This window comes from Lactonifactor sp. BIOML-A5 (assembly GCF_009677585.1).
In the GTDB taxonomy this organism is placed as follows: domain Bacteria; phylum Bacillota; class Clostridia; order Lachnospirales; family Lachnospiraceae; genus Lactonifactor.
In genome coordinates, this window is record NZ_WKYV01000023.1 from 32,795 (window position 1) to 58,028 (window position 25,234).

The 25,234-nt window shown below is 43.3% G+C and carries 28 protein-coding genes, 1 tRNA gene and 1 riboswitch; of the genes, 20 read left to right on the forward strand and 9 right to left on the reverse strand.

Features of this window, described 5'->3' with window-relative positions; all coding sequences use genetic code 11:
• Positions 1-72 precede the first annotated feature (72 nt).
• Positions 73-363: an SEL1-like repeat protein gene (locus tag GKG41_RS23790; RefSeq protein WP_154260805.1), complete on the forward strand. Its 291-nt coding sequence runs from the start codon at positions 73-75 to the stop codon at positions 361-363.
• A gap of 143 nt (positions 364-506) precedes the next feature.
• Positions 507-962: a helix-turn-helix domain-containing protein gene (locus GKG41_RS16915; RefSeq protein ID WP_154260807.1), complete on the forward strand. Its 456-nt coding sequence runs from the start codon at positions 507-509 to the stop codon at positions 960-962.
• Positions 963-1,089: 127 nt separating this feature from the next.
• On the opposite strand, the gene GKG41_RS16920 is transcribed toward GKG41_RS16915, so the two are convergent.
• Together GKG41_RS16920 and GKG41_RS16925 are read right to left on the reverse strand one after the other, a co-directional pair.
• Complete coding sequence (locus GKG41_RS16920; protein ID WP_154260809.1) at positions 1,090-1,308, reverse strand: acyl-ACP--UDP-N- acetylglucosamine O-acyltransferase; 219 nt, start codon at positions 1,306-1,308, stop codon at positions 1,090-1,092.
• 85 nt (positions 1,309-1,393) lie between these two features.
• Entirely contained in the window at positions 1,394-2,020 is a 627-nt protein-coding gene (locus GKG41_RS16925; protein WP_347563338.1) for a DUF3298 and DUF4163 domain-containing protein, read from the reverse strand.
• Positions 2,021-2,413: 393 nt separating this feature from the next.
• Here GKG41_RS16925 and GKG41_RS16930 point away from each other — a divergent pair, with 393 nt between their 5' ends.
• The 5 genes from GKG41_RS16930 (at position 2,414) to GKG41_RS16950 (ending at position 6,077) form a co-directional block, all read left to right on the forward strand.
• Positions 2,414-3,067 (forward strand): GPP34 family phosphoprotein, encoded by a 654-nt coding sequence (locus tag GKG41_RS16930; protein ID WP_154260813.1) that lies wholly within the window; start codon positions 2,414-2,416, stop codon positions 3,065-3,067.
• A gap of 36 nt (positions 3,068-3,103) precedes the next feature.
• Positions 3,104-3,484 carry a DUF3795 domain-containing protein gene (locus GKG41_RS16935; protein ID WP_347565846.1) on the forward strand — a complete coding sequence of 127 codons (381 nt, stop codon included), beginning with the start codon at positions 3,104-3,106 and terminating at the stop codon, positions 3,482-3,484.
• Positions 3,463-4,122 carry a cell surface protein gene (locus tag GKG41_RS16940; protein ID WP_154260817.1) on the forward strand — a complete coding sequence of 220 codons (660 nt, stop codon included), beginning with the start codon at positions 3,463-3,465 and terminating at the stop codon, positions 4,120-4,122. Before GKG41_RS16935 ends, GKG41_RS16940 begins: the two co-directional genes overlap by 22 nt.
• A gap of 168 nt (positions 4,123-4,290) precedes the next feature.
• Positions 4,291-5,091, forward strand: coding sequence for a hypothetical protein (locus tag GKG41_RS16945; protein ID WP_154260819.1), 801 nt, complete (start codon positions 4,291-4,293; stop codon positions 5,089-5,091).
• 374 nt (positions 5,092-5,465) lie between these two features.
• Positions 5,466-6,077: a hypothetical protein gene (locus GKG41_RS16950; protein WP_154260821.1), complete on the forward strand. Its 612-nt coding sequence runs from the start codon at positions 5,466-5,468 to the stop codon at positions 6,075-6,077.
• 41 nt (positions 6,078-6,118) lie between these two features.
• On the opposite strand, the gene GKG41_RS16955 is transcribed toward GKG41_RS16950, so the two are convergent.
• Positions 6,119-6,361, reverse strand: a complete 243-nt coding sequence (locus tag GKG41_RS16955; protein ID WP_154260823.1) for a helix-turn-helix transcriptional regulator — start codon at positions 6,359-6,361, stop codon at positions 6,119-6,121.
• Positions 6,358-6,480: a helix-turn-helix domain-containing protein gene (locus GKG41_RS16960; protein WP_347563337.1), complete on the reverse strand. Its 123-nt coding sequence runs from the start codon at positions 6,478-6,480 to the stop codon at positions 6,358-6,360. Before GKG41_RS16960 ends, GKG41_RS16955 begins: the two co-directional genes overlap by 4 nt.
• A gap of 192 nt (positions 6,481-6,672) precedes the next feature.
• Between GKG41_RS16960 and GKG41_RS16965 the strand changes: the two genes are divergently transcribed.
• On the forward strand, positions 6,673-7,116 hold the full coding sequence (locus tag GKG41_RS16965; RefSeq protein WP_347563340.1) for a tyrosine-type recombinase/integrase: 444 nt from the start codon (positions 6,673-6,675) through the stop codon (positions 7,114-7,116).
• A gap of 288 nt (positions 7,117-7,404) precedes the next feature.
• Here GKG41_RS16965 and GKG41_RS16970 read toward each other — a convergent pair.
• Positions 7,405-7,477, reverse strand: a tRNA-Thr gene (locus GKG41_RS16970).
• Between the two features lie 111 nt (positions 7,478-7,588).
• A complete protein-coding gene (locus GKG41_RS16975) occupies positions 7,589-8,548 on the reverse strand; it encodes a D-2-hydroxyacid dehydrogenase (protein ID WP_154260827.1) in 960 nt (319 codons plus the stop codon).
• Positions 8,549-8,742: 194 nt separating this feature from the next.
• On the opposite strand from GKG41_RS16975, the gene GKG41_RS16980 reads away from it, so the two are divergent.
• From GKG41_RS16980 to GKG41_RS17005, 6 genes are all read left to right on the forward strand, one after another.
• Positions 8,743-10,407, forward strand: coding sequence for a glutamine--tRNA ligase/YqeY domain fusion protein (locus tag GKG41_RS16980; protein WP_154260829.1), 1,665 nt, complete (start codon positions 8,743-8,745; stop codon positions 10,405-10,407).
• Between the two features lie 15 nt (positions 10,408-10,422).
• Positions 10,423-11,820 carry a PLP-dependent aminotransferase family protein gene (locus tag GKG41_RS16985; RefSeq protein ID WP_154260831.1) on the forward strand — a complete coding sequence of 466 codons (1,398 nt, stop codon included), beginning with the start codon at positions 10,423-10,425 and terminating at the stop codon, positions 11,818-11,820.
• Positions 11,821-11,848: 28 nt separating this feature from the next.
• Positions 11,849-11,958: riboswitch (TPP riboswitch) on the forward strand.
• Positions 11,959-12,048: 90 nt separating this feature from the next.
• Positions 12,049-12,345, forward strand: a complete 297-nt coding sequence (locus tag GKG41_RS16990; protein WP_154260833.1) for a thiamine-binding protein — start codon at positions 12,049-12,051, stop codon at positions 12,343-12,345.
• A complete protein-coding gene (locus GKG41_RS16995) occupies positions 12,314-13,078 on the forward strand; it encodes an ABC transporter permease (protein ID WP_154260835.1) in 765 nt (254 codons plus the stop codon). The genes GKG41_RS16990 and GKG41_RS16995 overlap by 32 nt, the downstream gene beginning before the upstream one ends.
• A 3-nt stretch (positions 13,079-13,081) precedes the next feature.
• Positions 13,082-14,098: an ABC transporter substrate-binding protein gene (locus GKG41_RS17000; protein ID WP_154260837.1), complete on the forward strand. Its 1,017-nt coding sequence runs from the start codon at positions 13,082-13,084 to the stop codon at positions 14,096-14,098.
• A gap of 14 nt (positions 14,099-14,112) precedes the next feature.
• Positions 14,113-14,856: an ABC transporter ATP-binding protein gene (locus GKG41_RS17005; RefSeq protein ID WP_154260839.1), complete on the forward strand. Its 744-nt coding sequence runs from the start codon at positions 14,113-14,115 to the stop codon at positions 14,854-14,856.
• A 41-nt stretch (positions 14,857-14,897) separates the two neighbouring features.
• Here GKG41_RS17005 and GKG41_RS17010 read toward each other — a convergent pair whose 3' ends face one another.
• The 3 genes from GKG41_RS17010 to GKG41_RS17020 all read right to left on the reverse strand — a co-directional run bounded on the left by GKG41_RS17010 (position 14,898) and on the right by GKG41_RS17020 (position 17,018).
• A complete protein-coding gene (locus GKG41_RS17010; protein WP_154260841.1) occupies positions 14,898-15,323 on the reverse strand; it encodes a YtxH domain-containing protein in 426 nt (141 codons plus the stop codon).
• Between the two features lie 56 nt (positions 15,324-15,379).
• Positions 15,380-16,213, reverse strand: a complete 834-nt coding sequence (locus GKG41_RS17015; protein ID WP_154260843.1) for a Cof-type HAD-IIB family hydrolase — start codon at positions 16,211-16,213, stop codon at positions 15,380-15,382.
• 121 nt (positions 16,214-16,334) lie between these two features.
• Positions 16,335-17,018, reverse strand: coding sequence for a helix-turn-helix transcriptional regulator (locus tag GKG41_RS17020; RefSeq protein ID WP_154260845.1), 684 nt, complete (start codon positions 17,016-17,018; stop codon positions 16,335-16,337).
• Between the two features lie 585 nt (positions 17,019-17,603).
• Between GKG41_RS17020 and GKG41_RS17025 the strand changes: the two genes are divergently transcribed.
• The 6 genes from GKG41_RS17025 to GKG41_RS17050 all read left to right on the forward strand — a co-directional run bounded on the left by GKG41_RS17025 (position 17,604) and on the right by GKG41_RS17050 (position 25,223).
• Entirely contained in the window at positions 17,604-18,068 is a 465-nt protein-coding gene (locus GKG41_RS17025) for a RidA family protein (RefSeq protein WP_154260847.1), read from the forward strand.
• A 74-nt stretch (positions 18,069-18,142) separates the two neighbouring features.
• A complete protein-coding gene (locus GKG41_RS17030) occupies positions 18,143-19,153 on the forward strand; it encodes a Gfo/Idh/MocA family oxidoreductase (RefSeq protein WP_154260850.1) in 1,011 nt (336 codons plus the stop codon).
• Positions 19,154-19,178: 25 nt separating this feature from the next.
• Positions 19,179-20,153 (forward strand): ABC transporter permease, encoded by a 975-nt coding sequence (locus GKG41_RS17035; RefSeq protein ID WP_347563339.1) that lies wholly within the window; start codon positions 19,179-19,181, stop codon positions 20,151-20,153.
• A gap of 63 nt (positions 20,154-20,216) precedes the next feature.
• Positions 20,217-21,356, forward strand: coding sequence for a sugar ABC transporter substrate-binding protein (locus GKG41_RS17040; protein ID WP_154260854.1), 1,140 nt, complete (start codon positions 20,217-20,219; stop codon positions 21,354-21,356).
• Positions 21,357-21,464: 108 nt separating this feature from the next.
• Positions 21,465-24,035 carry an ATP-binding cassette domain-containing protein gene (locus GKG41_RS23940; RefSeq protein ID WP_173015632.1) on the forward strand — a complete coding sequence of 857 codons (2,571 nt, stop codon included), beginning with the start codon at positions 21,465-21,467 and terminating at the stop codon, positions 24,033-24,035.
• A gap of 3 nt (positions 24,036-24,038) precedes the next feature.
• Positions 24,039-25,223, forward strand: coding sequence for a M20 family metallopeptidase (locus GKG41_RS17050; RefSeq protein WP_154260858.1), 1,185 nt, complete (start codon positions 24,039-24,041; stop codon positions 25,221-25,223).
• Positions 25,224-25,234 lie beyond the last annotated feature (11 nt).

Sequence of the window (25,234 nt, forward strand, 5' to 3'; positions counted from 1 at the left end):
CATTCAATGATTGTAGTATATAATTATAATATTAATACTACACTACACTAAAGAAGAGGCAGGGTGAATGTTATGAATAGAAAAACATCAGGCAGGCTGTTGCTTAGACTGGCAGCCAAAGAATTTCAGGCCGATTGTCCGGATTATGAAAAGGCATTTGCGTTCAATCAGGCAGCGGCAAAACTGGGGGAGCCCTGTGCCAGGTATAATATGGGGTACTTATATGAGAATGGTCTTGGCATAGAGAAAGACCTGAAAAAGGCAATGTACTGGTATGAGATGGCCGGACTGGACGGGATGAAAGGGGCAGAATTAAAGCTTGAGGAACTGAAAAGCCGTATGGAGGGTGAAAGAACAGAGTAACAGGCTGAAAGAAAAGGGGCCCCGCCGAAGTATTTTTATGAAAATCTTAGGAAGGTCTTGTTCCCCAAGAGAGGGACGGAGAGACTGCAAGAACTGGCTGTGGGGATTTTACATGGAAGACTTAAGGAAAAGAAGGAAGCGAAATGAAGAATTTATCAGTGAAAGATATAGCAGAACTTCTCGCACAGAATGAGGAGACGATCAGGCGGAAGATCAGAGACGGAAAGATTCAGGCTATGAAATCATATAACAGGCAGGGATATGAGATCCCTCCTCAGCAGTTCATACAGGATGGGCTGATTACAGAAAGAAAACTGGAGGATTATCTAGGGCAAAAAGAGCAGGGGAAGCAGGAAGAAGATATTGATTCCTGGCTGGACATTGTAAAAGAGTATGAAGCCAGAGGGGAGACGGGCCAGCTGGAAACCGTGCTGAGGCTTACACAGGCTATGGACCAGATCTACGATAAACGGATGGAAAAAAGTCTGTACAGTGCATCTTTGATGCAGAAATACAAAAAGGCTGAGGAGGAGATTCGTTTTCTGGATTCCCAGATAGAACAGATTAAATTATATATTGAATTGATAAAAAAGAAATAGAGGAGGAGGTAAGATTCCGCCCTCTTTCCCCTCTGGAAGAGACATATACTAAAAGCCGAGAGGGGAGGTTGTCAAGGGCGTAGAGTACCTTATCTCACAGGAAAAGAAAAATAACAGCAATCGGTCTCTATAGCTCTGTGAATTGATATCGTTTGCGTATGCCAGCATGCATAATATCATATACAATATCTCCCTCAGGAGTGGTGGTACAGGTGCATGTGGCATTTTGCGGAATAAACTGACGCATATATTCATCCAGATCGTCAGTTTCGATCTCCTTCAGACTGGTGGTGGGTTTGAGGGAACAGGTGTCATAATATTCGCATAATAACTCGTACTCTTTCATAAAAACTCCTTTCTCTGCCGGTTAAAAGGCTGTGTGCTATAGGCTGATTATAGCATTTTCTACTGTGGGATTGCCAGAGAAAGTTTTATCCCATTTTTTGCTCTGTGCCTGCAAACGGGATCAGAAACTCAGGGATTCCTGCTGCGTAAGGGGCGATGTCATACTGCTGATAATAGACTACTGCTCCTGCCGGCCTGAGATAAAAGTTTTCCGGCCGGAAGTTTTTCCGGATGAGTTCCCCGTAGTCGTCAAAATAGGAGGCCGGGCTGAGCGCCAGGCGTTCTGCTGCCTGCCGTTCCACAGAATCCAGAAGATCTTCAGGTATGGAAAAAGAGGCCGGATAAAAGTCTTTTAACTGCAGCTGCCCTCCGGTGAAGAAATTCCACGTGTGGGAGATACGCAGGGTGGTTCCGTGAGCGCCCCCCAGATATGTGTACTGTTCCAGATAGAGGCTGGTGATGCAGCAGGAATTAAATGTAACCTGGTAATCTGAAAAAAACTGATAGCTGTTAAATGGCGGCTGATTGACCGGCAGGTACTGTGCGTTATCCACAGCCTGAGAATAGAGAACTGTTCTGCAGTACTCCTCTTGTTCCCTGGCGGCAGAAGCGTAATATCTGTTTATGCTCTGCGCAGAGGAGAAACTACATGTGGACGTAAAAGAGGGATATTGAATGCGGTAAATCAGGACAGGGATATTTTTATAATACATAGTATCCTCAAGGGTATTACTGGAAATAGTTTGCATAAAGGCCTCGGAAAAAGAAGTTACTTAATGATATTCCTTGGCGTTAGGGAATATGAACCGGAGAGGAAAATGTTGCCGGAACAAAAAGAACAGAAAACATAAGATAAAAATTGCATTGACACAGCTTGTAGAATGAAGTATACTTGACAAAGATAGTAGAGATACTCCACTCGCTATTTTCCAAGTTTGAGCACCCTGTTTCCCCAGGGTGCTTTTTTTGGCTGTGAAAAGAAGCTTGTACCTCCATAAAACCAACCATGTGCCTTTGGAGAAAATCAGAAAAGTAATGTCTTGGAGGTATATCCATGCTATAATTATTAGAAATAGAATTAAATAGAAAACTTGGAGGGACGATATATGGACAGAAAATCGATTGCACAGGAATATTATACTTTAACGGTTGATGAGAATGGGAATATGCCGCCAATGCACAAAGAGGAATCATATGCGGGTCTTGTGGCGGCAGGTTTTATGGATTTTTTATTAAAGAATGTTATAACAGCTAAAAAGAATAAGATTTCCGTAATCAAAGAGAACCCCGGAGAACTTGTACACCTTGCATCACTGTACGCGTATCTAAATGAAAAGCCCCGTTCCATAGATAAATTGATGAGTGATTATTACACAGGCAGCAGAATCAAACAGCTCACGGCCCAGATAGAGGAATCTCTGGAAGAGGAGGGCAAAGCGGCGAAAGGGACGGGGGGGTTGTTCGGCCCTAAAACGACATATATTCCTGAAAAAAACTATAAGGATGAACTCATAGGAACGATAAAGTCAGCAATTACAACGGGCGGAGAAATTACTTCTCATGATATAGCACTAATCTATATTCTGAAGGAGACGAAAAACTTAAATCAATATTTTTCTAAACATGAAAGCAGCGAATTGAAAGCCAAACTAAAAGAAATGAAAAATAATCCACAAAACAAACAGCTGGCAGACATGATTAATTATGTCAGTGATACGATAACTGTTATAATGGCCTGTGTTTTGTTATATTCTATGTAAACTATGAAAATGCCAAAAGAAAATATAGATTCGATAATGTTTGCGCCCTGCGGAATGAATTGTAAGGTATGTTATAAGCATTGTTATCATAAAAAACCCTGTGCCGGCTGTCTGAACAGCAATACGGGAAAGCCGGAACACTGCCGTAAATGTAAGATAAAAGATTGTATTAACTCCAAAGGCTTGAGCTACTGCTTTGAATGCCCCGAGTATCCTTGTACACCCATAAGAAATCTGGAAAAAAGCTATAACAAAAGGTATCAGGCAAGCCTAATGGAAAATAGTGAATTTGTTCGAAACTGTGGTTTTGAAATGTTTATGGAAAGGCAGAAAGAGAAATATACCTGCTTAAAGTGCGGCGGTATAATTTCCATTCATGATAGGGAATGCAGTGAATGTCAAGAAAAGATGTTATGAGAACAAGGTGTAAATGTATTATATTTTTCTCACTTTTTATATGTATTACCTTGACTTGCGCGTGTGGCAGCACAAAACATGAGGCGCAGACGAAAAAGGTATTACCGATTGATATTATAAACGGTAGTTTTGAGGTAGATACAAACAATAAAGAGGCTATGGTAGGGAATGCAGATTATGTCTTTGTTGGTGAAGTTGTTGAATACGTAGATACTGAGTATAAATTTGTAAATAAGACAGAAGATGGTAAAACGTCGGGTTTGCCCTATTCTAATTATAGAGTCCAAGTAAAACAAAATTTAAAAGGGAACTTACGGCAGGATTCACCAATAGATTTGCAGAAGGCAGGAGGAATAAACAAAGATGGGACAGGATATTTGCTATATACAGATGACATCCTGCCCGAAATTGGACGTTCTTATGTTTTTTTGGTTTACGTACAGCCAACTGGTGAGAATTTAGTAAGTGGACCGAATTCTTCCATACCGCTCAATAGACCATCACAAAATGCAGTTTCGTCATTTACTTTGAATAGCCAAGAAGAAGTAAATGTTGTAGAAGTGTATGAGGACGCAGTTGAGGGGCAAGTTGATACGCAAAGAGAGCACAGGATCTCAAATGATGATACGGATAGATAGAAGTTTAACAACCGGGTGCGACGAAAAGTTGAATCCGGTTGTTATATTTTTTGCCCCATACAATAATAGAAGGAGAAAGAATAACTCCATAAGAGCCGATTGCAACAGATTTGGAAAATGGTAACACTGTTACTATAGAGGATAAAACAAAAAGCAAGGAGGACGAAGATGCAGAGGGGGAGATTCTATAAAAATTATAAAATATATCTTATAGCTTTTGCTATTACTATAGTATGTTGTGGATGCGGAGATAAACAAGGTATACCCGAAGAACAGAAAGAGGTGTTAACAAAATACTTAAATGCGGCGGATGTGGTAAAGACCGATATTGTAACTCCTGGTGAAAACAGTGCGTTGAGTACAATAATGGCTTATTATTATGATGATGTTAATGAACTATTTAATGAAGGGGATACAGCGGTTTATGGAGAGGTTACAGGTGTTGAGTATTACAATGTTGGAGATGGTCTCATTTGGTCCAGGGTATATGTCAATATTTTAGAGTCTATAAAGGGAAATCTGTCTGAAGGAGACACTATTGTTATTATAAAATTAGGGGGGTATGATACCGTGAAGAGCTACATTGAATCTTTTTCTGAGACAGAGGTGCTCTACCGTCATGTTGCAGAGGCATATGCCGACTTTACGGAAAAGGAAAAAGAAAAATCTTTTGTAGAAACTACAGATGGAACTCCTCTTGCCTCAACAGGAGATCGGTCTGTTTACTATTTGTTAGAAGACACTCCATTTAGCACAGAGGATGACAAAGTTTATGAAGTCCTTGGTGCCTATTGGGGAGAATTTCGTCAAGTCAACAACGGTAGTTTTGTTCGGATATCCACTGGTATGTTTTCAGATATGGATGTTGTTGAAGTATCTGCTGTTACAGATGAGATGATAAAAACAGCTAGAACATATAACTATGTTGAGCTTAAAGACTTAATATTAAATCCTCCGGCTACTGAGTAATTGCAGTTATGGATTAATTATTAGATATTGATTCTAATTAAAAAAGGAAAAACAGATGAAAAGATTGGGTTTAATGTCATTTATTATTATGTGCTTTTTTCTATGCGCCTGCGGAAAGAAAGAGGTTAATTTGAATAGTATAAATGCTGACAATATTATTGGGACAGTTGAATACACGAGCGATTATTCATACAGAATAAGAATGGTGTCACTTATGCAAATAATAATTCCATAGAAGCAGAACTTCCTATTGTTTTTGGCTCTGATTCTGGGACGGCTGGAAATCTAAATCCGTCAACATATGCACATATAGCACTTAGTCGGTAATGAGGAGGAAACAGTATGAAAAATAAAAGAAAAAAATAGGCGTTTTGGTGTTATTATGTGTTTTAGTAATCGGAGGAATTGTTTATGTTAAAGCGGGGCAGTCATTTGAGCAGACTAAGGAATATAGTGATTTAATGTTAGAAAATCCGTTTCTGAAAACTAAATTAAGAAAAAGTTCAAATGACACAGTTATAGCAAAAGGTGCTCATGTAAATATTACAAGTGACGAACTAGAGTGGATGACTCAGGTTATGGAACTTAATGACTCTTCCAATCCATCTTTAGATGCCTATAATGAATTGTGCAGATTTAAATCACTTCTTTATATAGCAGCTTCTGAGGGCTATACTATTTCCGATGACGAGCTAGATGCTCGTATTCGTGAAAATATTGATGTCTACAATGAAGCTAAAAAAGAAGGGTATGTAGATGCTTTATATGAAAATTTTGAAGGCGCAGAGGCTTATGAGACTATGCATAGAGAAGCAACTCGTAAAAGTATGTTAACAGAAAAATATTTGAGCGATAAGATGAATGAATTTTACAAAACCTTTACATCTGAAATTACAGAAGAAGAGAAAAGAGCCTTATGGCTAGAAGAGAGAAAGGCGATAGAAGCTCAAGCTATTGAATCGGAACAATTTAAAAGATTAGATTAATTACACAAACCAGGCGCGACGGTAGTCAAACCCGGTTTTATTCATTTCAGTTCTTGCTCTAAATTTCTGAAATAATCTGTATCAAAAAAATCATATAAAGAGATATCTAACCCGTCACAAATTTTCTTAAGAGTTACAATTCCGGGATTTGTGCTCTCCCCGTTAGTAATGCTTTTTAAGGTGGACTGAGATAATCCAGGTTTGTAGCTTAATCCGTTAATAGTCAAATCATTCAATTCACACAATTCTTTTATCCTAAATAAGACAGCTTCATAAGTATTCATGACCATACCCTCCAACTATTAATACGATTATAGATGAATCGTACACATCCAAAACATTTTGTAAAATATTCTAGCTGTTCTTTATTGGAGTATAATCTGTATTTATATGCAACCAACATCTACAATCACCTGCCTTTCTATCCTTGTTTTAAAGAGACGGATATTAAGGATATAGATGAGTATTATCTAACAATATATAAAAACCATCTATCAGAAAGACTAGGTGCAGAGGTTGTGAATAAATGTCTCAACATAGTTTCTAATGTTTTTAAGTTTGCACAGGTTAACAAAATCGTAAATTGTAATCCAACATTGAGTGTAAAAAGAAAAAAGTTGTTTTAAAAGAGGTTACTACCTTTACGAAAGAGGAGATAAAAAAAATTTTGTCTTTTCATACTACACAGGAATCCTTCTATTATGATATGTTGGTTATATTATTTATGTGCGGACAGAGACCATCTGAAGTATGTGGTTTAAAATGCAAGAATGTTATTGACACAGGAATTACGCTCACAAATGGGCTAAACAAGTATGGTCATGACACGAATCTAAAAACAAAAAAATCAAGACGTTCATATGATTTACCAAAAAGCATTGTTAGCAGTTTAAAGCAGAAATGTATTGGAAAAGAATCAGATGATTATGTATTTCTAAATTCATTAGGTAATCCAGTCACCCCTAATGCTTTATCTGCGAATCTGACAAAGTTACTTAAAAAATATAATAAGGAAAATCCAAATGATAATTGCGCGTAATTTCATTATACTCCGCGACCAGACATAGTTTTGGAACGAATCTTGTTGTACATGACGAAGTTCCTTTGTCTATCGTAGCAAAAATGATGGGGAACAGTGAAGAAACATTAAGAAAACGATATGTTCACGTGTCAGATAAAGTTCAAAAAAGCGTAATGCAAGAATACTGTGACTCGATATATAGCTAAATATTTTTGAAAAAATATTTAAGAGGGTTTGAGAGCATTGAAGTGAAACTAAAAAAGCCCAAAACCCCGCGAAAATCAAGGGCTTCAGACCTTCCAAAAAAGCTGCCTAGCGGACTTGAACCGCCGACCTCCGCCTTACCAAGGCGACGCTCTACCGACTGAGCCAAGGCAGCATATTGACTGTTTTTGTCGCTGTCAACGTTTGTAATTCTATCAAAAACCCAGAGGCTTGTCAATAGGTTTTTGAAGAATTACAAACAAAGTTTTTTAATGCATAAAAGTTGTTACTTACAGTAACCGGTAGTGAGGTCAATAAGGTTTTTCAGTGGTTTTCCTTCTAAATGGCTGGACAGGTTGCTGCAGGCAATCTCTACTATACGGTCCAGAGTCTCCGGCAAGTGATATTTTCCCGCTACATGGGGCGTGATATACACGTTAGGAAGAGACCAGAGTCTGTGCCCTGGGGGAAGTGGCTCCGGATCTGTGACATCCAGCCCTGCGGCGTACAGAGCGCCTGAGGACAGGGCATCATACAGAGCGTCGGGATCTACAGAGTTTCCCCGCCCTCCGTTCAGAAGGATGGCGGAAGGCTTCATGAGAGACAAAAGTGTTCTGTCAAAGAGATGTTTCGTCTCAGGGGTATTGGGCAGAAAACTGACAACTGCATCCACGGTGGGAAGAACCTGCTTCAGTTCTTCGGTGGGAAGAAGCTCATGGACACAGGAGGGAGCAGTGCCGGGGCGGCGTTTCATACCAATGACGTAAGCGCCAAGAGCCTTAGTAAGGGCAGCGAAGCTGCGTCCGATATCTCCCAGGCCCAGAACCAAAATACGGGAATCAGTGATTGAGACAACCTCACCCTCATCTGCCCATTCCTTCCGGTTTTGGGCATCCCGGTACAGATGAAGTTTCTTCTGGAGGCTCAAAAGCATGGCCAGCATATGCTCAGAAACCGCCTTTCCGTATGCTCCGGTGGCGCTGGCAAGCATTGTCCCCGGGGCGAGAAGCCCTTCTTTTATATAGGCGTCTGCGCCGGAAGAGTTTAACTGGAGGAGCTCCAGCTTTTCGCTGGCGCGGAGGAGTTTCGGCGGGACATTACCGATGATGATGTGAGATTCCGCGGCCATCTTTTCTGTGACTGTCAGGGGTGAGGCGTATGTGAAAATCCCGTTGGGGGCAGTCTCTTCCAGCTGCAATTTGTGCTTGTCTTTCACAGGAATCAACACTAGAATTTTTTTTGTCATTTGAATTGTACTCCTTTTCATGATAACCCAGGGATAGCCGGTATGGCAGGCCTTTGGGTATGGTTTCTTATGGACATGGAGAAACTGTATGTAAAAAAACAGTATCAGCAGTTCCATTTTATCAAAAAACCTTTGAAATTAAAAGATTCTATGATATTATGGAATATAACCTGTAACACGAGGAGGAAATTTTAATGGAAAAAGAAACAGTTTCCAAGAATTTTATTGAACAGATTATTGACAAAGATCTGGAAGAAGGCGTATACGACAGCGTCTGTACCCGTTTTCCGCCGGAACCTAATGGATACCTGCATATTGGACATGCAAAATCAATTCTTCTGAATTACGGACTTGCCAGGAAGTATAATGGTAAGTTTAATATGCGCTTCGATGACACAAACCCCACAAAGGAAAAAGTAGAATTTGTAGAGTCTATCAAGGAAGATATACAGTGGCTGGGAGCCGATTGGGAGGACCGGCTTTATTTTGCATCTGACTATTTTGAACAAATGTATGAGGCTGCAGTAAAGCTGATTAAAAAGGGGAAAGCATATGTATGCGACCTTACTCCGGAAGAAATTCGGGATTACAGGGGAACGCTGACAGAAGCCGGAAAGGACAGCCCCTGCCGGGTAAGGAGTGTGGAGGAGAACCTCGAGCTCTTTGAGAAGATGAAGAACGGCGAGTTTAAGGACGGAGAAAAGGTGCTTCGCGCTAAGATCGATATGTCGTCACCAAATATAAATATGAGGGATCCGGTTATTTACCGGGTAGCCCATATGCACCATCACCGTACGGGAGATACCTGGTGTATTTATCCTATGTATGATTTTGCCCATCCCATTGAGGATGCTATTGAGGGAGTTACTCACTCTATCTGTACCCTGGAATTTGAAGATCACAGGCCCTTGTATGACTGGGTAGTGCGGGAATTGGGATACGAGAAACCGCCGAAGCAGATTGAATTTGCAAAATTATATCTGACAAATGTGGTCACGGGAAAGCGTTATATTAAGAAGCTGGTAGAGGACGGCGTTGTAGACGGATGGGACGATCCCCGTCTGGTATCCATTGCGGCGCTCAGAAGAAGAGGGTTTACGCCGGAATCAATCCGAATGTTTGTTGAACTCTGCGGGGTTTCTAAGGCAAACAGTTCCGTTGACTATGCTATGCTGGAATATTGCATCAGAGAGGACCTTAAGATGAAACGTCCCAGAATGATGGCAGTGCTGGATCCAATTAAACTTATTATTGATAATTATCCCGAAGGTGAAGTGGAATATCTGGATGTAGCCAATAACCTGGAGAATGAGGAATTGGGATACCGGAAGGTTCCCTTTGGGAGAGAACTGTATATTGAGAGGGAAGACTTTATGGAAGAACCTCCCAGAAAGTATTTCCGTCTTTTTCCAGGAAATGAAGTGCGTCTGATGCATGCGTATTTTGTCACCTGCCAGAGTTTTGTCAAGGATGAGAACGGCAAAGTAATCGAAGTACACTGTACCTATGATCCTGAGACAAAATGCGGATCCGGCTTCACGGGAAGGAAAGTAAAGGGAACTATTCACTGGGTGCCTGCACCACAGGCAGTAAAGGCAGAGTGCCGCCTCTATGAGAACATTATCGATGAAGAAAAAGGGGTTTACAATGAAGATGGGTCACTGAATCTGAATCCTAATTCATTAACCGTCATTAAGGACTGCTATGTTGAGCCTAGCTTCCAGGATGCAAAGCCATACGACAGTTTTCAGTTTGTGCGCAACGGTTATTTCTGTGTGGAAGCCAAGGATTCCAGGCCGGATGCCCTGGTATTTAACCGGATTGTATCCCTGAAGAGCTCCTTTAAACTGCCGAAGTAGGCCGAAGATCAGGATATGAACGAATTAATTATTGCACTTGACAGCAAATCAAATATTCCTCTGTATGAACAGATCTATCTTCATATAAAAAGAGAAATACAGGGAGGGAGAATGAAGGCAGGCGAACGTCTGCCTTCTTCCCGTGCGCTCTGCAGACACCTTATGGTAAGCAGAAGTACCGTGGACCTGGCGTATGAGCAGCTTGTATCAGAGGGGTATATTGAGGCCGTGCCTTGCAAAGGGTATTATGTGTGTGACATTGAGGAGCTTTATCATATCCGTCCGGCTCTGATTTCTCTGGAAAAAAAGAAGGCAGACGGCCATCCGGTATACGATTATGATTTTACACTCAGCGGAATTACACCCGGCGGCTTTCCCTATAACGCCTGGAAAAAGCTGTCCAAAAGTGTTCTTCAGGAGGAAGACCCGGAATTGTTCCTTCTGGGAGATGCCAACGGGGAGAGAAGTCTCAGGGAGGCGATTACAAGCTATCTGTATTACGCCAGAGGCGTTAACTGCCAGCCGGATCAGATTATTGTGGGGGCAGGCAATGATTACCTCTTGATGCTTTTAAGCACGATTTTAGGGACAGGGTACACCGTAGCCATGGAGAATCCTACTTATACCTCAGCTTATCAGGCGTTTCTCAGGCTGAATTATCCGCTGGCGTCCGTTGAGATGGATGAGATGGGAATTCGGATCCCGGAACTGGAGGAATCTGGTGCCGATATTGCCTATGTTATGCCTTCCCACCAGTTTCCTATGGGTACAGTTATGCCCATGAAGCGGAGAATGCAGCTGCTGAGCTGGGCGGCAAAAGAAAAAAGGTATATCATCGAGGATGACTACGACAGTGAATTCCGCTATAAGGGAAAGCCGATTCCGGCGCTTCAGGGGTTTGATCAGAACGACCGGGTGATTTATCTAGGAACGTTCTCCCGCTCCATTGCCCCTGCCATACGAATCAGCTATATGGTTCTGCCTAAGGAACTGATGGCGCAGTATGAAAAACAGGGGAAACCGTTTTCTGTTACGGTGTCAAAGGTTGATCAAAAAATCATTGAACGCTTCCTGAACGAAGGCTATTACGAGCGTCATCTCAATCGAATGCGGGCACTTTATAAAAGTAAGCACGATCTTCTCCTGAGAGAGCTTCATGATATGGATTCTGTATGTACGTGGTCAGGGGAAAATGCGGGTGTGCATCTCCTTCTGCATTTTAAAAATGGTATGACGGAGGAAGAAGCCATCCGCCGGGCAAAGGAGGAGAGTGTGAGAGTATACGGACTTTCCAGGTATTATCTGAAGGAGCCTGTGAAGAAGCCCCGGGCTACTGTGCTTATGGGATATGGAGTAATGACGGAAAATGAGATTGTCAGCGCTATGAAACGGCTGAAACGTGCCTGGTCTTGACAGAAGCTGTAAAATGAAGTAGACTAATGAATAACAACAGGGGAGCCGGAAGAGTCCGGCTGAGATTAAAACCGTATCTGTTTTTAACCCTTTGACCTGATCTGGGTAGTGCCAGCGTAGGGATGAATAAGCAGGAAGATGCTCACAGCAGCTTACCTTTTTTGATATTCGCCCCTGCCGGTGTATCCGGCAGGGTTATTTTATGTTATGAATAAGGAGGAGAGACATATGAATGCAAGTGTAGCAATCCAGACATTGCCGGAGGCAAAAAACGATGAGGAATTAATCCGTATTGTAGATGAGGTTATTGCTTATATTAAAAGCACAGGACTGAACTGCTATGTAGGGCCTTTTGAGACGGCTATTGAAGGAGATTACGACGAACTGATGGATATTGTAAAAGAATGCCAGCACATTGCTATCCGTGCAGGCGCACCATCTGTAGCGGCCTATATTAAGGTTACTTTCAAACCTGAAGGAGATGTGCTTACCATTGAAAAGAAAGTCACAAAACATCACAAGTAAGCTGCCGTCCCTGGCTGCCATAGGCATACTTCTGGTTATCTGGCAGGCAGCATCTGCGGCCGGACTTGTCCCTTCGTATATGCTGCCTTCCCCTGGGGATGTGGTAAAAGCCTTTATAGAAGATTTCCCTCTCTTGCTGGAAAATTGCAGGATTACTCTGCTGGAGGCATTTGCGGGTCTTTTTCTGGGAGTGGCCATTGGCTTTTTGATGGCTGTGGCCATGGACTGCTTTGAACGTCTGTATCAGGCGCTTTATCCTATTGTGGTGGTTACTCAGACAGTGCCTACGGTTGCCTTGGCGCCTCTTCTGGTGCTTTGGTTTGGATATGAGATGACACCGAAGGTCATATTGATTGTCATCGTAACCTTTTTCCCTGTAACTGTAGGGCTGCTGGACGGATTTCGCTCAGCCGACAAGGATATGATGAACCTCATGCGCTCCATGGGGGCTACCAGGGGTCAGATTTTTAGGTATGTAAAAGTGCCGGGGGCGGCCGGCCAGTTTTTTGCAAGCTTCAGGATTTCGGCCACGTATTCTGTGGTGGGAGCGGTGATCGCCGAGTGGCTGGGAGGCTTTGGCGGGCTGGGCGTATACATGACAAAAGTACGGAAGGCATTTGCTTTTGATAAAATGTTTGCTGTTATATTTCTGATATCGGCGTTGAGCCTGCTGCTTATGTGGGGGATTAACGTGCTGCAGAAAAAGTGCATGCCTTGGGAGGAGAAAAAGTAAAAAATGAGAAAGAGAATTATTGCAGCTGTGCTCTGCACAGCTATGGTTTGTTCTGCAGCGGCCTGCGGAACAAAGAAAAGTACAGAAGGAACCGGCGGGGAGGGAAGCAAAGAACTGAAAGAAGTGAGCTTTGTTCTGGACTGGACACCTAATACCAACCATACCGGGGTGTATGTAGCACAGGAAAAGGGATATTTTGAGGAGGAAGGTCTTAAGGTGGAGATCGCACAGCCCCCGGAGGACGGTGCGGAGGCATTGGTGGCCTCAGGAAAGGCGCAGTTCGGCGTATCCTTCCAGGACAGTATGGCTCCGGCGGTAGCTGGGGAGAATTCCCTTCCCATTACGGCCGTGGCTGCCCTAATTCAGCATAATACTTCCGGGATCGTCTCCCGGGCGGGAGAAGGAATGGATACGCCCAAAGGGATGGAAGGAAAAAAATATGCAACCTGGGATATGCCGGTGGAAAAGGCAATGCTGAAAAATGTAATAGAAGGGGACGGAGGAGATTTCAGCAAGGTTGAGCTGATTCCGAGTACTGTGACGGATGAAGTCTCGGCACTGCAGTCAAAGTCTGTGGATGCCATCTGGATCTTTTACGCCTGGGCAGGGGTTGCCACAGAAGTGGCAGGGCTGGAAACAGATTACTTTGCGTTTGCTGACCTGAATCCGGTATTTGACTACTATACCCCGGTTTTAATAGCCAACAATGAATTCCTCAAGAAGGATCCGGATACTGCCAAAGCATTCCTGCGCGCGGTGAAAAAGGGATATGAGGACGCGGTGGAAGATCCCAAGGGGGCAGCTGAGATCCTTTGCAAGGCATCTCCTGAACTGGACACTGAGCTGGTTCAGGCAAGTCAGGAATATCTAACGGATAAATACAAAGGGGAAGTAGAGCAGTGGGGATATATCGATCCTGCCAGATGGAATGCGTTCTACCAGTGGCTGAACGAAAATCAGCTGGTAGAGTCAGAACTTCCGGAAAATGCGGGCTTCTCCAATGAATATCTTCCGGAATAGGCGCGGAGGCTGCCATGGCAAAACTAGAAGTATCTCATGTGACAAAATATTTTGACGGAAAAAAGATAATAGAGGATGTTTCCATCAGCCTTGGGGAAAATGAACTGGTGTGTCTCCTGGGAGTGAGCGGTGTAGGCAAGACAACTTTGTTTAATATTATATCGGGTCTGACCCCTCCGGAAGAGGGGAAAGTGACGCTGAACGGGACAGATATCACCGGAAGTCCGGGAAGTATTGCTTATATGCTGCAAAAGGATTTGCTTCTGCCCTTCCGCACCATTGAGGATAATGTATCCCTTCCCCTGGTAATCAACGGAGATAAAAAGAGAGATGCCAGAGAAACGGTGCAGCCGTATTTCCGGGAGTTCGGACTTGAAGGGACACAGAAAAAGTATCCCCATCAGCTTTCCGGCGGGATGCGCCAGAGAGCTGCCCTTCTTAGGACTTATCTGTATTCAAAGGGAGCTGCCCTTCTGGATGAGCCCTTTAGCGCCCTGGACACGCTGACGAAAGGTTCGATCCATAAATGGTATCTGGATGTTATGGAGCAGATTCGGCTGTCTACTATTTTTATCACCCATGATATAGACGAAGCGATACTCTTGTCTGATCGCATCTATCTGCTTACAGGGAGCCCGGGGAGGATTACGGAGGAAATTGTCATCCGGGAAAAGAAGCCCAGAAGGGAAGATTTTAATCTGACGCCGGAGTTCTTAGAATACAAAAGATACATCTTAAGTAAATTGGAGATGGAGTAATAAGAAGAAGCACCTGCTGTTTTTGCGGGTGCTTCCTGCATTTATAACGGAGTCTTGTCTGCCTCTGTAGTTTCGGCGGTCACTGCATCCCCGGCGTCTGAGCTGCTGTCCTCCGGGGCCCCCTCATCTTCGAACATTTCTTCGGCAGCCTCCTTGGCTTCATCCACCATATCGGAGAAACCATCTGCCAGATCCTCGGCGGTATCCTCTGCAAATTCGGCTACATCTTTAGCAGTATCCTTTGCCTTTTTTACTTTTTCCTCTACATCCTTTGTTACAATATCTTTGAAATTAACAACCACATCTTTGGCTGAGTGTGCAGTTTCTTTAACGTTGTCCTGAAAATCCTCAAAATCTTTTTCTAAATCCTCATTCTGTTCTTTTTGCTTTTTGAAATAAGCGATTGTTCCAGCTACAGCAGCCCCAACTACTGCAAGACCTAACAGTTTTTTTCCTGTTCCTGCCATATTAGACTTCCTTTCTCACAAAAATTTTATAATAATCCTATTGTAATCCCTTTTTCTTAAAAAGAAAAGGGGCATCCCATGAATTTTGTAATTATTTCTGCCACACCGCTGTGGTTATTGTCGGCTGTGGTGATATAACCCGCATGTTTTTTTACTTCTTCTGTACCGTTGCACATAGCTGCACCCAGACCGGCAGCAGCAAGCATAGGAATATCATTTTCTGCGTCTCCCACAGCAATGGTATGTGCTAGGGGAATCTGCAGATAATTGCACAAAAAGCGGACTGCAGTACCTTTGGAAATTCCCTCCGCTACATGTTCCAGATAATACGGACTGGAAAAAAAGACGGATATTTTTCCCTCGGCCCACTCAGAGATTTCCTTTCGGTATGTAAGTAGTTTTTCCGTGTTTGCAAGTTCAATTACCAGAATTTTTACAGGCTCCTCTTCCAAATTTTGGGGCAGCTCAGGGACGATTTTTGTAGGAACCAGCGTGTGTGATACATAATCTTTCAGCTCGGGCGTAAAGGCTTTAGACAGCACATGGCCGGAGGAATATGTCTGACAGTGGAGGCCTCTTTTCCCGGCTTCACGAAAAATATATTCTACATACGAGCGGGAGAGCGTTTTCTTATAGAGGGTTTCTTTTTGATGGCAGTCATAGATTAGGCCGCCGTTATAGGTGATGGCATAACATCCCTTTTGTTCCAGGCCAAGGGATTGGATCACCGGAAGGGCGCCTGCCAGAGGGCGTCCTGTGGAGACAACGATTTTATGCCCTTTTTTGAGGGCACCAGCAATGGCCGCAGAATTCTCCGGAGTGATCTTCTTATTATCGTCTAAAAGTGTACCGTCCAAGTCAGTGAACAGTATTTTCTGAGGGTGCTTCATATGGTTGTTTTCTCCTTCTGTGAGAAATTTTTGGTTCGGTAGTAGTTTATCACAGAAGACATAAGGAGTCAATTTTGCAGCATTTAGTACTGCAAAACTGACTCCTTATGTCTTTCATTTTTTATGCTTTTTCACTCTTTTTATCTTCTTTATCTCCCCGTATTGTATCCAGATAGTTGTACAAAGTAAACTTCGAAATATTTAAAAACTGGCATACCTTATCCCCTGATTTGGTGATTAAAAAGGTACCTTTTTCATCCAGGTATTTAATGATAGTTAATTTGTCGTCTTTGGTCATCTGGCTGACCGGCTTGTTTACTAATTCTAAGCCTTGAGCTATGAGATAATCAGTGAGCTGGCTGACATCCTGGGCATGAAATTCAATGTTGTCAAAGGGAACTTCTGCCTGATTCATAACCTCAGTTCCTACAAGTGCTTCAAAGGACTTTCGGAAATTCATAAAATTTGTAATATCGATGTTGATGCATAGTGCACCTAAAGGTTCTCCCTCATCATTACACAGATACGTAGTTGAGGATTTTAGTGTCTTGCCTAAGCTAGTTTTGGTTACATAGTTAAAGCGGTCCCCATCCTTGATGGTGCCCCGCATGACTTCCAGACCCAGATTGCTGCCGCAGTCGCCGATTTCACGATTCGTCACATGTCCGTTTTCAATAGCTATGATAGATTGTTCATAGCCTTTGGACCAGTCGTGCAGCACCACTTCACATTCCTCACCGAGAGTCAAACTAATCAACTTCATAATCCGCTTTAATAATGGGAGCGCTTCTTCAATTGTTTTCATAAAACACAGTACCCTCCTATTGTTTCATTTTGGCCGGAGCCAAAAGCAGAATATATATAAATATACAATCTGAGTATATATGGTTTTAATACATTTTGCAATATTTTCCTTTTGATATATAAAAAAAATTTAGATTATCATAAAAAAATACTATAATTCCAAATAAAGACCGCTGTTATTAAGGCTTTATTGATTGAAATATTAAAATTAATTATATTAATAGATTTATTATAAATAAAATTATGCACAAAAAATAGGGTGTAAAATAATAAAAAATATACAAAACGTAGTTAAAAACCAAAAAATGAACATAAAAATATGTAAAAAATTACTTTAATCCTTAAAAAGTTGTTGACAAACATATTAATCATAATTATAATGAGCTTAATCTAAAAAATATTAAGATTTACATACGGACCACAAAAGCGAGTCCAAGTGACTCGCTTTCTTAACCTGAACAATAGTCTGATAATTTGGCGGTGAAAATTTTATAGGATAATAGAAGTGAATGACATTGTTAAAAGATTGACTATTCTAACAATTAGTGAGAGCAGGAGTCCGGATAAATCGTTAGGAGAGTGTTATATGGGTAAAGTAGAAGAAAAGATTAAAGAGATGGGATATGAGATTCCGGAGTGTCCCGCTCCGGCAGGAGCATATGCACCGGCTGTGGAGACAAAAGATGGATTGTTGTTTGTGTCAGGGCAGACGGCTATCGTAGACGGAAAGCAAAAGTATGTGGGAAGAGTTGGAGCGGAGGTTTCTGTAGAGGAAGCTTACGATGCTGCTAAAATCTGCGCACTGCGGCTTTTGGCTCAGGTTAAATATGTCATTGGTGACCTGGACAGGGTGGAAAGGATTGTTAAGGTCAATGGTTATGTGAATGCTGTTCCTGGTTTTGGACAGCAGCCGAAAGTGATTAATGGAACCTCTGAGTTTCTGGAAGCTGTGTTCGGTGAAAAAGGGAAGCATGCACGGGCTGCTATCGGTGTGGGATCACTGCCGGACAATGCACCTGTGGAAGTGGAAATGATACTCGCTTATAAATAGGGAAAAGCTCCCGTTTATAATATCAGTAAGGAATGAATGTTAAAAACTGTAGGACAAAATGGAGGTAAAAAAGTATGAAGAAATGCAAGATGGCAGTGATTGGTTTAGGGTTTATCGGTGGTTTGCACGCCAGGATTATCGCCGAGGCGGATAATGCAGAATTAGTTGCTATTGCGGATCTGAATAAAGCTCTGGCTGATGAATATGCGGAAAAATATAATTGTGCTGTTTATACCGATTACAAAGAGATGATGGAAAAAGAGGATATTGATGCCGTTGACATCTGTGTACCGGAAGATTTCCATGTACAGACCGCTGTGGACGTGGCAAATGCAAAAAAAGATTTTATCATTGAAAAACCTCTGGCTAAAACACTGGAAGGCTGTCTGGCAATTAAAAAAGCAGCTGATGACAACAAGGTACGCATGATGGTTGCTCAGGTCTGCAAGTTCGATCCCCGGTATGTGGAATTAAAAGAATCCATCCGCAGAGGAGACTTGGGAGAGATCAGTGCTATGTCATTTAAGCGAGGCAATCCTGTTTCCACTGCCAATCGTCTGCAGGGCAAAGTCTCCTTCTTCTATTATCTTGGAATTCATGATATTGAGATGATGGTGGATTACAATATGCCTGCAAAACCTGTGAAGGTATACGCACAGGCTTCCAATAAGAAAAACGGACATATGAATGGCGATCTGGACGCTGCATTTGTTATTGTTAATTTTGATAATGGGGCTGTGGGAAATGTACATATCTGCTGGGCTTATCCGGACAACTCTGCCATGGGAATCTGGTCAATCGCAGAAGTAACAGGAACCAAGGGCTTTGGTATGGTAGATATCCGCAATCAGGGCCTGGAGATCATGACAGACGAAGCGGAGTCTTATCCGGATACTCTGTTATGGCCGGAATATTACGGAAAGATTCAGGGCGGTCTGAAAGAAGAAATCGTTCATTTCGCAGATGCTACCATGAATGGCAAACCATATGCTGTTGATACAGAGTGCTGTATCCGAGGCGTCGCCATTGCTGAAGCTGCGTTAAAATCAATTGAGACAGGGGAACCGGTAGAACTTTCTCTGTAGGAAATACGGAAGCGAGGTCATCTTGGTGAAAGAGAAAAAACCAGTTTTTAAAAACAATATACAGAAGTACGCACCTGTATTTCTCATGTTGGTACTTATGGTTATTTTAACCATTGCCAATAAAAATTTCCTGTCTGCACAATCAATCTACAATCTTCTGCAGCAGGTATCCGCTCTTGGCATTGTTGCCCTGGGAGCGATGATTGTACTGCTTACGGCTGGAATAGATTTTACTGCCGGTTTCGGTTTATCTCTGGCAGGGGTTACCGCAGGTTTTGTATATCTGGAAAGCGGAAATCAGGGGATTCTTCTTATTATAACGTCTCTTCTGATTGGAGCGTTAGTGGGCCTGATCAATGGTCTGATTATTGTAAAATTGAATCTGAATCCCTTTATTACAACTCTGGCCATGATGTCAGTGTGCAAGGGTGTGTCTATGATGGTTTCTGAGGGGCGTCAGGTACAGATTAAAAGCGAATTTTTGCTGACCCTGGGCTCAGGAAGGATACTGAAATTTATCCCTGTATCATTTCTGGTTTTCCTTCTGGCGGTAGTTCTGATGTATATCATTATGAACAAAACCAAACTGGGAATCTATACCTACGCTATGGGCGGGAATGAAGATGCAGTAGAATATTCGGGCATCAATAAAAACTTTTATAAGATTCTGGTCTATACCGTAGCGGGGTTCCTGTACGGGCTGGCAGCTATCATCACCTGTTGTCAGGTAACAGTTATTACCTCTAATATCTCAGGAGATTTCCTGTTAGACGGGATTGCGGCCGCCGTTGTGGGCGGAACAAGTCTTCTGGGTGGAAAAGGAACCGTATTCGGAGTGGTAATCGGGGCATTTATCATTACATTGATCACAACGATGCTGAATTTCCTTCAGGTACCTTTCTTGCTGAGAGAAGTAATCAAAGGTATCATCATCATCTGCATCCTGATCTTTGACGTCTGCATCGGCAAACTGGCCGACAGGCTGAAGGTTGCAGCTTAATCGGGATAATATATTTGACGAATATATTATAAAAAACTTCATCTTAAAAAAGGAGGAAAAGGAATGAAGAAGAAAGAATTAATGAAAAAAGGTTTGGCTCTGCTGGCAGCATTTACGCTGGTATTCGGAACACTCGCCGGATGCGGAAGCAAAGACGAGGGCTCTAGTGATGACAGCGCCACCACTTCCACAGACGCAGAAACAGACAAAGAAGACGCTGCGCCTGCAGAAGATGATGCCGCAGGGGATGCCAAAGACACAGAGGCATCCGGAGACAAACCCACCATCGGTATTGCTATGCTGGACATGACTCAGGAATTCTTCGTTAACATGATCGAGGGCGGAGACTATGCTGCTGAGATCTACGGTGTAAACCTGATCTGGAAGAGCGCAGACAGCAGCCTGGACAACCAGATTGCAATTATCGAAAACTTCATTCAGCAGAAAGTAGACTGTATCCTGTTGGATCCCTATGACAATGTAGGATTAATTCCAGTCTGCGAAGAAGCAAAAGCAGCAGGTATCCCTGTATGCTCCATGGGTAACTTTATTGATTCCGACGCAGTTATTTCCAATCTGTACAATGACCGTGAAGACACTAAAGTGATTGGCGAACTGGTAGGAAATCTCATCGACAAATCCGGTGATGTAGCAATGCTTTACGGTGCAACCGGTAACTTCGTATCTGACGAGCGTCAGGGCGGCTGGGAAGAAGCTATGGCAGAATTCCCTGACATCAAGTGTACATACTACGAGGTTGGCTGGGATACAGCGGCAACCCTGAAAACTGTTCAGGATATTCTTGCAGCAAATCCTGACATCAAAGCAATCCACAGCTTCTCTGACGGCAATACAACAGCAGTTGCACAGGCAGTGGATCAGGCAGGTCTGACAGGTAAAGTTTTAATCTCCAGCTATGACGGAAATAAAGACGCCAGCGAAGCAGTGAAAGACGGCAAATATGTATGTACGCTGCTGACAGGTGCAAAACGTGTTGGATACTGGAATGTTCAGATCGGCTCTAAACTGGCAAAAGGCGAGACTGTTGAACAGAAGAACTATCTGGAGTCTTATTTTATCATGAACGATGATATGAAAGCAAAAGTAGAAGAACTGGGAATTGGCTACGAAGGAATGAACATCGTAAATCCTGATAAGGGTATTGAGTTATTTGATGATTTGTCTGCTTTTGAAGAGAAATAATAGGGATTTCTTTTCTAAGTTAGCAAGATAGGCTGAAAAAAGAATATGCGGCAGAATTTCATGGCTGCCGCATATTCTTTTCTAAAAAGGCATGAAAGAAGGCAGAGCATGGACAAAAGTAAGAGTAAAATATTTCAAAACCAACAGATCAAGAGATACCTATTTTTGCTTGCGATTATTTTGATTTTAATAGTAGTTTTCTCATTTCTGGCTCCGGGCTTCTTCTCGGTGAGAACGTTTTTTAATATTATTCGTCAAAACACATCATTGGCAATTTTATCCCTGGGTATTACATTTATTATTATGCTGGCAGGTACGGACCTGTCATCCGGTGCAAACATTGCCCTTGCCGGGGCATGCGGCGCTATTGTAATGCAGTCTCTTGGGGGTGAAGGATTAGGAACCGCCCTGTGCGGATTTCTGGTATGTATTATTGTAGGTATTGCAGCAGGATCTGCAAACGGCTTGATGGTTGGTGGACTGGGGATAAGCCCCTTCATGGCAACATTAGCTATGACCTCTGTATCCAGAGGATTAACCATTTACCTGACAAACTCAAAACGTGTAGTTGTAAGAAATGACTATTTTAACTGGTTTGGACAGAAAAATATCTTTGGTTCTTTTCCGGCATCGTTACTGTATCTGGCAGTATTGTTTGTGATTATGTATCTGGTGCTGAACAAGACAACTTTTGGAAGAAAGACTTTTGCGGTGGGCGGCAATGCTGTCACATCCAGGGCATCTGGAATCAAAGTAATTAAACATACAGTAATTGTATATTTATTAGGCGGTTTATTCGCAGGCTTTGCATCGGTGGTAACCGTAGGGCGCGCCCTCTCAGCACAGCCTCTGGCAGGTCAGAACATGGAGTTCGATGCCATCACTGCTGTTGTTATCGGAGGCACCAGTCTGATGGGCGGTACCGGATCTCTGGTTGGTACCATGCTGGGTGTTGTGATTATCGGAACGATATTTACAGGTCTGGGTATGATGCCAATCTCTCCCTACTATTCTTATGTAGTGAAAGGTCTGCTGATTGTAGTATCTGTCTATATGGATCAATACAGCAGCAAGGAGAGAGTGAAGGTTAGCAGCAAGGACAAGAAGGCCCAAAAGGAAGCTGCTGCCGCAGAGGTTCATTCCCGTCATAAGAATGATATCTCTATTGAAGAAGCCAAGGAATTGGAACTTCGCGGAATTGTAAAAGAGTTCCCCGGTGTGAAGGCATTAGACGGAGTGAATCTGAAGGTCAAAAGAGGTACGGTACACGCACTCATGGGAGAAAACGGCGCCGGCAAATCCACTTTAATTAAAATCCTATCCGGTGTATACAAAAAAGACGGCGGAGAAATCTATATTGACGGAAAGCCAGTATCCATCCATTCTCCTATGGATTCTCAGAAGCTGGGGATCTCGGTTATTTACCAGGAATTCGCACTTGTTCCGGAGCTTAGTATCACACAAAACATTTTCCTGGGCAAGGAGATGAAGGGAACAGGTCCTATTGTAAACCGAAAAGATATGGAGAAAAAAGCCAGAGAGCTAATCGGCCGGTTTAATCTGAATATCAGCGAAAACAAAAAGGTCGGTGATTGTACGGTAGGTCAGCAGCAGATGATAGAGATCGCCAAGGCAATCGGGTCTAACTCCTGGGTTATCGTAATGGATGAACCTACATCAGCGATCACAGAGGCTGAAAAGGAAAAACTTTTTGAAATTATTCAGGAACTGAAGGAACAGGGAATGGCAATTATCTACATCTCTCACCGTATGTCGGAAATATTTGAAATTGCCGATGAGATTACGGTACTCAGGGATGGTAAGTACGTAATGTCCTCTCCGGTATCAGAAGTGACGGAGGATATGATCATTAAGAGCATGGTAGGGCGTGAGCTGTCAGACGTATTCAGCAGAGAAAAATTTGAGCCCGGTGATGTGGTTCTTGAGGTTAAGGATCTGTACCGCAAAGGGGTATTTGAGCCTATCAGCTTTACCGTGCGAAAGGGAGAGGTTCTCGGCTTCAGCGGCCTGATGGGCGCAGGAAGAACAGAGATTGCAAGATGTATCTTTGGTCTGGATAAGCCGGATGGAGGAGAGATATATCTGAACGGCAAGAAGCTGGATATCCGCAACCCGTTTGACGCCATTAAATCAGGTATTGCCTATGTGTCAGAAGACAGACGCCGGGAGGGAATTGTACCCCTTCTGTCTATCAGAGAGAATATGACTCTGGCATCCCTTCCATGGGTGAGCAAGGCAACCTGGATTGACGGCAAACAGGAAACCAGTATAGCAGAAGAATACATAGATGCACTGTCCATAAAAACACCATCTATGGATCAGAAGATCGGAAAGCTCAGCGGCGGTAACCAGCAGAAGGTATGCCTGGGCAAATGGCTGTGCAGGAATCCTCAGATTATTATTCTGGATGAGCCTACCCGAGGGATCGACGTAGGGGCGAAGGCAGAGATTCATAAGATAATAGAAAATCTGTGCAGAAATGGTATTGCTGTCATTATGATTTCCTCTGAGATGCCAGAGGTTCTGGGATCCAGTGACAAAATCATTGTACTCTATGAGGGAAGAAAGACAGGAGAATTTGACTGTGTGAAGGATTTGACACAGGATGAGATCATGATAGCTGCTTCCGGAGAATCCGGATCTGGAGAGGTTGCATAGCGTATGAAAACAGAGGCAAAGAGAGAGCAGAGTATCCGGTGGACGAGGGAACATATGACAAAAGAATGGGAGGAGGCGGCCATCACCTGTGCCGCCCGCCTGATTCGCTGTAAGTCCTATAATCCGCCGGGAAATGAGAAGGAAACAGCAGCAGTGGCTGCCGAAATCCTGGAGACGGCAGGTTTTCAGGTGGAGGTGGAAGAATTTGAGCCCAATCGCTGCAATGTAACAGCTACGTATGGAGACCCTGAGGATATTGCACTGATACTGAACGGGCATATGGATGTAGTCCCGGCCTTCGGTGAGTGGGAGCGGGAACCTTCCGGTGCACAGAGAGAAAACGGTGTGCTTTTCGGAAGAGGCAGCTGCGATATGCTGGGAGGATGCGCAGCAATACTCACGGCAGCAAGCCTGATCGGCTCTGCCAAAGTAGAGCCCAAACGGGGAATCATGGTTCTTCTGGTCAGCGACGAGGAGGATATGAATCGGGGCATCCGCCATATTCTGTCCACAAAGAAATTGAAGGCAGACTGTGCTGTAATTGCAGAGCCTACACAATGTGAGATTCAGCTGGGCAACCGGGGATTCAGTTCCTGGTATGTGAAAACCAAGGGAGTAGGCTGCCATGCCAGTGAACCTTGGAACGGCGTCAACGCCATCTATAAGATGGGGGAAGTGATCAGGAGAATCGAAACCTATGCAGACAGTCTGAGTGAAGTTCAGAATGAATATCTGGGACAGGCTACCTGCTGTATCGGAACCATAAAAGGGGGAATCCGCCTGAATACAGTGCCGGATGCCTGTGAGATTGAGGTGGAGAGACGTCTTCTTCCCGGGGAGACCCCTGACAGGATCAAAGAGGAGTTGCAGAAGGCAGTGGGAGAGTGGGGAGAAGTATTGGACCGCTCGTTCTTTCCGGCAAGCCTTATTGAACGGGACCATCCTCTGGTAGAGGACTGCAGAGAACTTTTGGCAGGAATTACAGAACAGGAACCAGCGGTATCTGTGTTCCGTGCCTGTACGGAAGCAAGTATGTTCTCTGTGCTTTGCGATATTCCTACCTTATTATTAGGCCCCGGTTCCCTGGACCAGGCACACCGGATCAATGAATTCTGCAGGGAACAGGATATTGTAGACTGTATGAAATTATTTACAGCGCTGATTTACTGCTATATCAGTGAGCGGTAATTCCGGCGGAT